This window comes from Paracoccus sp. (in: a-proteobacteria) (genome assembly GCF_046289755.1).
Lineage (GTDB): Bacteria > Pseudomonadota > Alphaproteobacteria > Rhodobacterales > Rhodobacteraceae > Paracoccus.
Window position 1 is genome coordinate 1 of sequence record NZ_JBKBVD010000087.1, and the last position, 7494, is coordinate 7494.

Here is a 7494-nt window from a genome sequence, read left to right on the forward strand (position 1 = left end):
GGCGACGAAAACCTGCCGACGATCGCCGCGCGCTTTGCGCCGCGTGTTGAACCCGAGGATCAGGCTGCGGTAAGGCTCGTCGCAAATCAATGACGGGTGGGATCGTGGACAAGGATGATGTGACGCTGTCGCAGCTGGGGCTGTGCGCACCGGGCGGGCGCGACCCGCAGATCACGGGGCTGTCCATCGACAGCCGCACCGTGCGGCCCGGACACCTGTTCGCGGCCCTGCCCGGATCGGCGGTGCATGGCGGCGAATTCATCCAGTATGCGATCCGCATGCAGGCGGCGGCGGTCCTGACCGACCGGCAGGGCGCCGATATCGCCGCCGACGTGCTGGCCGGTTGGGACGGCGCGCTGATCGTGGCCGAGGACCCGCGCGCGGCCTTTGCCGGGGCGGCGTCGCTGTGGTTTCGTGACCAGCCCAACCATGTCGTGGCCGTCACCGGCACCAGCGGCAAGACCAGCGTGGCCAGCTTTGCCCGCCAGATCTGGCAGGCCCTGGGCCATAAGGCGATCAGCCTGGGCACGATGGGCGTCGAGGGCGACCACCATGCGACACTGGCCCACACCACCCCCGACCCGCTGACCCTGCATCGCGTCCTGGCCGAGGCCGTGGAGGCAGGCGTCACCCATGCCGCGATGGAGGCCTCCAGCCACGGTTTGGACCAGCGCCGCCTGGACGGGGTGCGCGTGCAGGCGGGCGCCTTCACCAATTTCAGCCAGGACCATCTGGATTATCATGCGGGCTTTGACGAATATTTCGCGGCCAAGGCGCTGCTGTTCAACCGCGTGCTGGAGGATGGCGCGGCGGCGGTCATCAACATCGACAGCCAGCGCGGCCGCCAGATGGCCGAGATCGCAACTGACCGGGGCCTGGCGCTGACCACGATCGGCACGGGCGAGAACGCCATGCTGCGCATTCTGGGCCAGCGCTATGACGCGACGGGACAGGATCTGCGGTTCTCGGTCATGGGACGGGCGCATCTGGTGCGCCTGCCGCTGATCGGCGGGTTCCAGGCCGAGAACGTGCTGGCCGCGATGGGGCTGTGCCTGGCCGCGGGCGACAGTGCCGACGACATCATCCGGGTGCTGCCGCAGCTGGTCACGGTGCGGGGCCGGATGCAGCTGGTCGCGCAGCGCGACAATGGCGCGGCGGTCTTCGTCGATTACGCGCACAAGCCCGGCGCCGTGACCGCGGCGCTGCAATCGCTGCGCCCGCATGTGATGGGGCGCATCGTCTGCGTGATCGGCGCGGGCGGCGACCGCGACCGGGGCAAGCGTCCGCTGATGGGGCAGGCAGCAGCCGATCATGCCGATGTGGTGATCGTGACCGACGACAATCCCCGGACCGAGGACCCCGCCCTGATCCGCGCTGCCATCATGGCGACCGCCGGACCCGACGCGACCGAGGTGCCCGACCGCGCCGAGGCGATCCTGCGTGGCGTCGATGCGCTGCAGCCGGGCGACGCGCTGCTGATCTGCGGCAAGGGCCATGAGACCGGGCAGATCGTGGGTCAGGACGTCTATCCCTTTGACGATGCCGAACAGGGATCGGTCGCCGTGGCGGCACTGGACGGCCGGATATGAGCCTCTGGACCGCTGAGGACGCCGCCGCCGCCACGGGCGGGCGGGCGACATCCGACTGGACCGCGACGGGCGTGTCTATCGACACCCGCACCATTGCGCCGGGCGATCTGTTCGTCGCGCTGCAGGCCAGTCGCGACGGGCATGATTTCGTGGCGCAGGCCCTGACCAAGGGGGCGGCGGCGGCGCTGGTCAGCCGCATCCCCGAGGGCGTGGCGTCGGACGCGCCGCTGCTGATCGTAGCGGACGTGCTGGCCGCCCTGGAGGATCTGGGCCGGGCGGGCCGGGCGCGCATGGCGGGCCGGGTCATCGCCATCACCGGATCCGTCGGCAAGACCTCGACCAAGGAGATGGCGCGGGTGGCGCTGGCGGGGCAGGGCGTGATCCACGCGGCCGAGGCCAGCTACAACAACCATTGGGGCGTGCCGCTGACCCTGGCGCGCATGCCCGCTGACACCGATTTCGCGATCATTGAGATCGGCATGAGCAATCCAGGCGAGATCGCGCCCCTGTCGCGCATGGCGCGCCCGCATGTGGCGATGATCACCACCGTCGCCGCCGCCCATCTGGAGGCGTTCGGCGCCATCGAGGGCATCGCCCATGAAAAGGGCGCGATATTCGAGGGGCTGCAGCCCGTGGGCCACGCGATCCTGCCCGAGGATCTGCCGGTGACGCAGATCCTGCGCGATTGCGCGGACCGGGCGGGCGCCGTCGTCGTGGGATTCGGCGAGCACGGCACCGCGCGGCCGCTGCGGATCGTGCCCCAGGACGGCGCGCTGTCCTGTCACGCGCGTATCCTGGGTGACACGCTGGCCGTTACCCTGCCTACGACGGGTCGGCATTTCGCGATGAATGCGGTCGGCGTGCTGGCCGCGCTGTCGGTGGCGGGCGCGGATGTGGCGCAGGCGGCGGCGCATCTGTCCGACTGGCACCCGCCACAGGGCCGCGGTGCGGTCGAGGATCTGGGCGACATCCGCCTGATCGACGACGCGTTCAACGCCAACCCCACCTCTCTGTCGGCGGGCCTTGCTACGCTGGCGGGCCTGCAGGGCGGACGGCGCGTGGCGATTCTGGGCGACATGCTTGAACTGGGCGCGGACGAGGTCGCGATGCACCGCGCCGTGGCCGATGATCCAGCGATGGCCGAGGTCGATCTGGTCCATTGCGCGGGGACGCGCATGCGCCACCTGTTCGATGCGCTGCCCGAGGGGCGGCGCGGATTGTGGACCGAAACGGCGGCCGAGCTGGCCGCCATTGCCCCTGACCTGATCCGTACGGGCGATCTCGTCCTGGTGAAGGGATCGAAATCCTCGCGGATTTCGGCGGTCGTGGGGGCCCTGAGGGCCCGCGCCGCCCAAGACAAAGGATAATGCCATGCTCTACTGGCTCAGCAACCTGTCCGAGGGGGGGGATTTCTTCAACCTCTTCCGGTATATCACCTTTCGGGCGGGGGCCGCGTTCTTCACGGCGCTGTTCTTCGGCTTCATCTTCGGTCGGCCGCTGATCAACTATCTGCGGCGCGTCCAGAAAAAGGGTCAGCCGATCCGCGATGACGGCCCGCAAAGCCATCTGGCCAAGGCGGGCACGCCCACGATGGGCGGCCTGCTGATCCTGTCGGCGCTGCTGTTCTCGACCCTGCTATGGGCGCGGCTGGACAACGGTTACGTCTGGATCGTGCTGCTGGTGACGGCGGGCTTTGCCGCGATCGGATTCGCCGACGACTATGCCAAGGTCACCAAGCAGAATACCAAGGGCGTCAGTTCCCGCATCCGGATGGCTCTGGGGCTGGTCATCGCGGCGCTGGCGGGCATCGCCGCGTCCCTGCTGCATCCCGACGCGCTGACCAACCAGCTGGCCCTGCCGGTATTCAAGGACGTGCTGCTGAACCTGGGCTGGTTCTTCGTGCCCTTTGCGATGATCGTGATCGTGGGGTCGGCCAATGCGGTGAACCTGACGGACGGGCTGGACGGGCTGGCCATCATGCCGGTGATGATCGCCGCAGGCACCCTGGGCATCATCGCCTATACGGTGGGCCGGGTCGATTTCACCGAATATCTGGGCGTCCACCACGTTCCCGGCACCGGAGAGATCCTGATCTTCGTCTCGGCGCTGATCGGGGGGGGCTTGGGCTTTCTGTGGTACAACGCGCCCCCGGCGGCGGTGTTCATGGGCGATACCGGGTCGCTGGCCCTGGGCGGCGCCCTGGGCGCCATCGCCGTCGTCACCAAGCATGAGATCGTTCTGGCCATCGTCGGCGGCCTGTTCGTGGTCGAGGCGCTGTCGGTCATCATCCAGGTCCTGTACTTCAAGCGCACGGGCAAGCGGGTGTTCCTGATGGCCCCCATCCACCACCATTTCGAAAAGCAGGGCTGGGGTGAGGCGCAGATCGTGATCCGGTTCTGGATCATCGCGCTGATCCTGGCACTGATCGGGCTTGCCACGCTCAAGCTGCGCTGATCTTTGCGGGGTGCGACCATAACGCGGCGGGGCGCGCGCAGCCCCCGCCCGCCGCAATCCAGGAGCCTGCCATGATCCCTGTCCAGGGCGTTGAACATCAGACCGTCGCGGTCCTCGGCCTTGGTCGGTCGGGCAAGGCGACCGCTGCGGCCCTTGCCGCGGGCGGTGCCCAGGTCGTGGCCTGGGACGACGGCAATGACACGCGCGAGGCCGCCGCGGCGGATGGCCTGCGCATCCTGGACCTGACCCGCGAGGGCAACTGGCAGGGCATCAGCCTGCTGATCGTCAGTCCTGGCATCCCGCATCTGTATCCCCGCGCGCATCCGGTCATCGCGATGGCCTGGCAACTGGGCATCCCGGTCGACAACGACATCGGCCTGTTCTTTTGCAGCTATGCGACCGGGGACTGGGATCAGTTCGAACGCGCCCCCCGGGTGATCGCGGTCACCGGATCGAACGGCAAGTCGACCACCACGGCGCTGATCCATCACGTGCTGGAGGAATGCGGCCGGCCCACGCAGATGGGCGGCAATATCGGCACCGGCGTCCTGTCGCTGGAGCCCGCCATCGACGCCGAGGTCGCGGTGCTGGAGCTGTCCAGCTATCAGACCGACCTGGCCCGCGCGCTGACGCCGGATGTCGCGGTCATGACCAACCTGTCGCCCGATCATCTGGATCGCCACGCGGGGCTGGGCGGCTATTTCGCGGCCAAGCGTCGGCTGTTCGCCGAGGGCGGGCCGGACCGCGCCGTGATCGGGGTGGACGATCCCGAGGGGCTGTATCTGGCCAATCAGCTGTCCATGGGCCCGGCGGATGATCGGGTGATCCGCGTGTCCTCGGGGCAGAAGCTGGATCGCGCGGCCTGGGCGGTCTTTGCGCGCAAGGGGTTTTTGTCGGAATACCGCAAGGGACGGCAGGCCGCATCGATCGACCTGCGCGAGATGCGCGGGCTGCCCGGTGCGCATAACCACCAGAATGCCTGCGCCGCCTATGCCGCCTGCCGCGCCGTGGGTCTGGCCCCCCGAGAGATCGAGGCCGCCTTCCACAGCTTTGCCGGACTGCCCCATCGCAGTCAGACCGTGGCCGAAATCGGCGGCGTGCGCTTTGTCAACGACAGCAAGGCCACCAATGTCGATGCCGCCGCCAAGGCGCTGCAGGCGTTTCCGCGCATCCGATGGATCGCCGGTGGCCTGGGCAAGGAGGGTGGCATCGCAGCCCTGCAGCCGCATCTGGGCGCGGTGGCCAAGGCCTATCTGATCGGCCATTCCGCCCGCGATTTCGCGCTGGAGATCGGCCAGACCCCCTACGAGATCGCAGACACGATGGAGCAGGCCGTGGCCCGTGCCGCCGCCGAGGCCGAGCCGGGTGATACCGTCCTGCTGGCCCCTGCTGCCGCCAGCTTTGACCAATATCCGAACTTCGAAAAGCGGGGCGAGCATTTCACCGATCTGGTGCTGGCCCTGACTGCCGTCCGATAGGGGCGGCCCCCACGCGACCGACCCGGCGGGTCAGCGTGTCGTCCGTCTTGTATCCTGCTGCGTTTCCCGAAAGCCTGCACCGACAGGCAAGGAGGACAGCATGACGATCATGATGGACAAGGATGCGCTGAACGCGTTCCTGGCGCGGGATTTCCCGCAGGTCGTGGGGCACTATCTGGTGGAGGCGGTCAGCGACGCCGGCCTGACGGCGCGGTTGCGGGTCGCCGACGACCACCTGCGGCCAGGCGGCACGGTCAGCGGTCCGTCGATGTTCGCACTGGCGGACCTGGCGATCTATTGTGCGATTCTGGCGCGGATCGGGCCGGTGGGGCTGGCAGTGACGACGAACGCCTCGATCGATTTCATGCGCAAGCCTGCGGCCGGCCGGGATCTGCTGGCCGAATGCCGGGTGCTGAAACTGGGCCGCGTGCTGGCGGTGGCAGAGGCGCTGATCTTCTCCGAAGGGCAGGGGGATCCGGTCGCGCGCTGTTCGATGACCTATTCGATTCCGCCGAAATCCAGCGAAATCCGGGGCGTGTGATGGGGTATTCTGATACCTAAGTTGCAATGCGTTGATTTTGCATCGGAATACATTGACAAGCGGACTTGACCGCGCGCGGGCAATCTTCGATATACCGCCATCTCTTACGATTACGACCCTGAAGGGACGACAGATGAAGACCTATACCGCGAAACCGGCGGAGATCGAGAAGAAGTGGATCCTGATCGACGCCGAGGGCGTCGTTCTGGGCCGCCTCGCCACGATCGTCGCCAGCCGCCTGCGCGGCAAGCACAAGCCCACCTTCACGCCGCACATGGATATGGGCGACAATGTCATCATCATCAACGCCGACAAGGTGCAGATGACCGGCAACAAGCGTGAAGACAAGAAGTACTATTGGCACACCGGCCACCCGGGCGGCATCAAGCATCGCACCGCGCGCCAGATCCTGGAAAGCGCGCATCCCGAGCGTGTGGTCGTGAAAGCCGTCGAGCGCATGATCAGCCGCAACAAGCTGGGCAAGCAGCAGATGACGAACCTGCGCGTCTATGCCAGCGCCGAGCATCCGCACGAGGCGCAGCAGCCCGAAGTTCTGGACGTGAAAGTCCTGAACAAGAAAAACACCCGGAGCGCATGATCATGGCTGACGACATCAAAACTCTGGACGATCTGAAATCGGCCGTCGCGGGCACCCCCGCCGCCGTCGTCGAGGCCGCCATCACCCGTGAACCGCAGCGCGACGAACTGGGCCGCAGCTATGCGACCGGCAAGCGCAAGGACGCGGTCGCCCGCGTCTGGATCAAGCCGGGCACCGGCAAGGTCACCGTGAACGGCAAGGACGTGAACGCCTATTTCGCGCGCCCCGTTCTGCAGATGATCCTGAAGCAGCCGTTCGAGGTTGCGGGCGTTGTTGGTCAGTATGACGTTCACGCCACCGTCAAGGGCGGTGGCCTGTCGGGCCAGGCGGGCGCAGTCAAGCATGGCGTCAGCCAGGCGCTGCAGCTGCACCAGCCCCACCTGCGCGCCGCGCTGAAGGCGGCAGGCTTCCTGACCCGCGATAGCCGCGTCGTGGAACGCAAGAAGTACGGCAAGGCCAAGGCTCGCCGCAGCTTCCAGTTCTCCAAGCGCTGATCCAACGGATCGATGCACATGCGAAGGCGCGCCCCCGAGGCGCGCCTTTTGCGTTTCGGCCCCGAGTCGGCAGGGGAAATCGCCCGATTCACCACGTTAATTGCCTCCAAAGCCCGGCGCCGCTCCGCTGGCGATCCTGATGTTGCCAAAGTAGGAGGCAGTAAAAGGCATGAAAAACAGCGAGATGTCAGAAATATGGCAATCAGGCGAATTTTCTTATTGCGCCCCTTTCTCACTGGGCCTAAACACCGCTTCACCGAAGGCGGGAACGCTGGAGGGGCCGGGAAGGCGGTGCTGAGAGGCGCGGTTGGATCGGGAGACATTCTGGGGATTTGGTGAC

At 67.1% G+C, this 7494-nt stretch carries 7 protein-coding genes; all 7 read left to right on the forward strand.

Annotated features, from left to right (window positions below; translation table 11 throughout):
* Nucleotides 1-89 precede the first annotated feature (89 nt).
* Complete coding sequence (locus ACK41U_RS18625) at nt 90-1589, forward strand: UDP-N-acetylmuramoyl-L-alanyl-D-glutamate--2,6-diaminopimelate ligase (RefSeq protein WP_409683550.1); 1500 nt, start codon at nt 90-92, stop codon at nt 1587-1589.
* A complete protein-coding gene (gene murF / locus ACK41U_RS18630) occupies nt 1586-2956 on the forward strand; it encodes a UDP-N-acetylmuramoyl-tripeptide--D-alanyl-D-alanine ligase (protein WP_409683553.1) in 1371 nt (456 codons plus the stop codon). The genes ACK41U_RS18625 and murF overlap by 4 nt, the downstream gene beginning before the upstream one ends.
* Before the next feature lie 4 nt (nt 2957-2960).
* Nucleotides 2961-4043 (forward strand): phospho-N-acetylmuramoyl-pentapeptide-transferase, encoded by a 1083-nt coding sequence (mraY, locus tag ACK41U_RS18635; RefSeq protein WP_136857114.1) that lies wholly within the window; start codon nt 2961-2963, stop codon nt 4041-4043.
* A gap of 71 nt (nt 4044-4114) precedes the next feature.
* A complete protein-coding gene (murD, locus tag ACK41U_RS18640) occupies nt 4115-5521 on the forward strand; it encodes a UDP-N-acetylmuramoyl-L-alanine--D-glutamate ligase (protein WP_409683557.1) in 1407 nt (468 codons plus the stop codon).
* 100 nt (nt 5522-5621) lie between these two features.
* Nucleotides 5622-6062, forward strand: a complete 441-nt coding sequence (locus ACK41U_RS18645; RefSeq protein ID WP_409683560.1) for a PaaI family thioesterase — start codon at nt 5622-5624, stop codon at nt 6060-6062.
* 133 nt (nt 6063-6195) lie between these two features.
* Entirely contained in the window at nt 6196-6660 is a 465-nt protein-coding gene (gene rplM, locus ACK41U_RS18650) for a 50S ribosomal protein L13 (protein ID WP_042248180.1), read from the forward strand.
* A 2-nt stretch (nt 6661-6662) separates the two neighbouring features.
* Nucleotides 6663-7154, forward strand: a complete 492-nt coding sequence (gene rpsI, locus ACK41U_RS18655; RefSeq protein ID WP_136857117.1) for a 30S ribosomal protein S9 — start codon at nt 6663-6665, stop codon at nt 7152-7154.
* Nucleotides 7155-7494 lie beyond the last annotated feature (340 nt).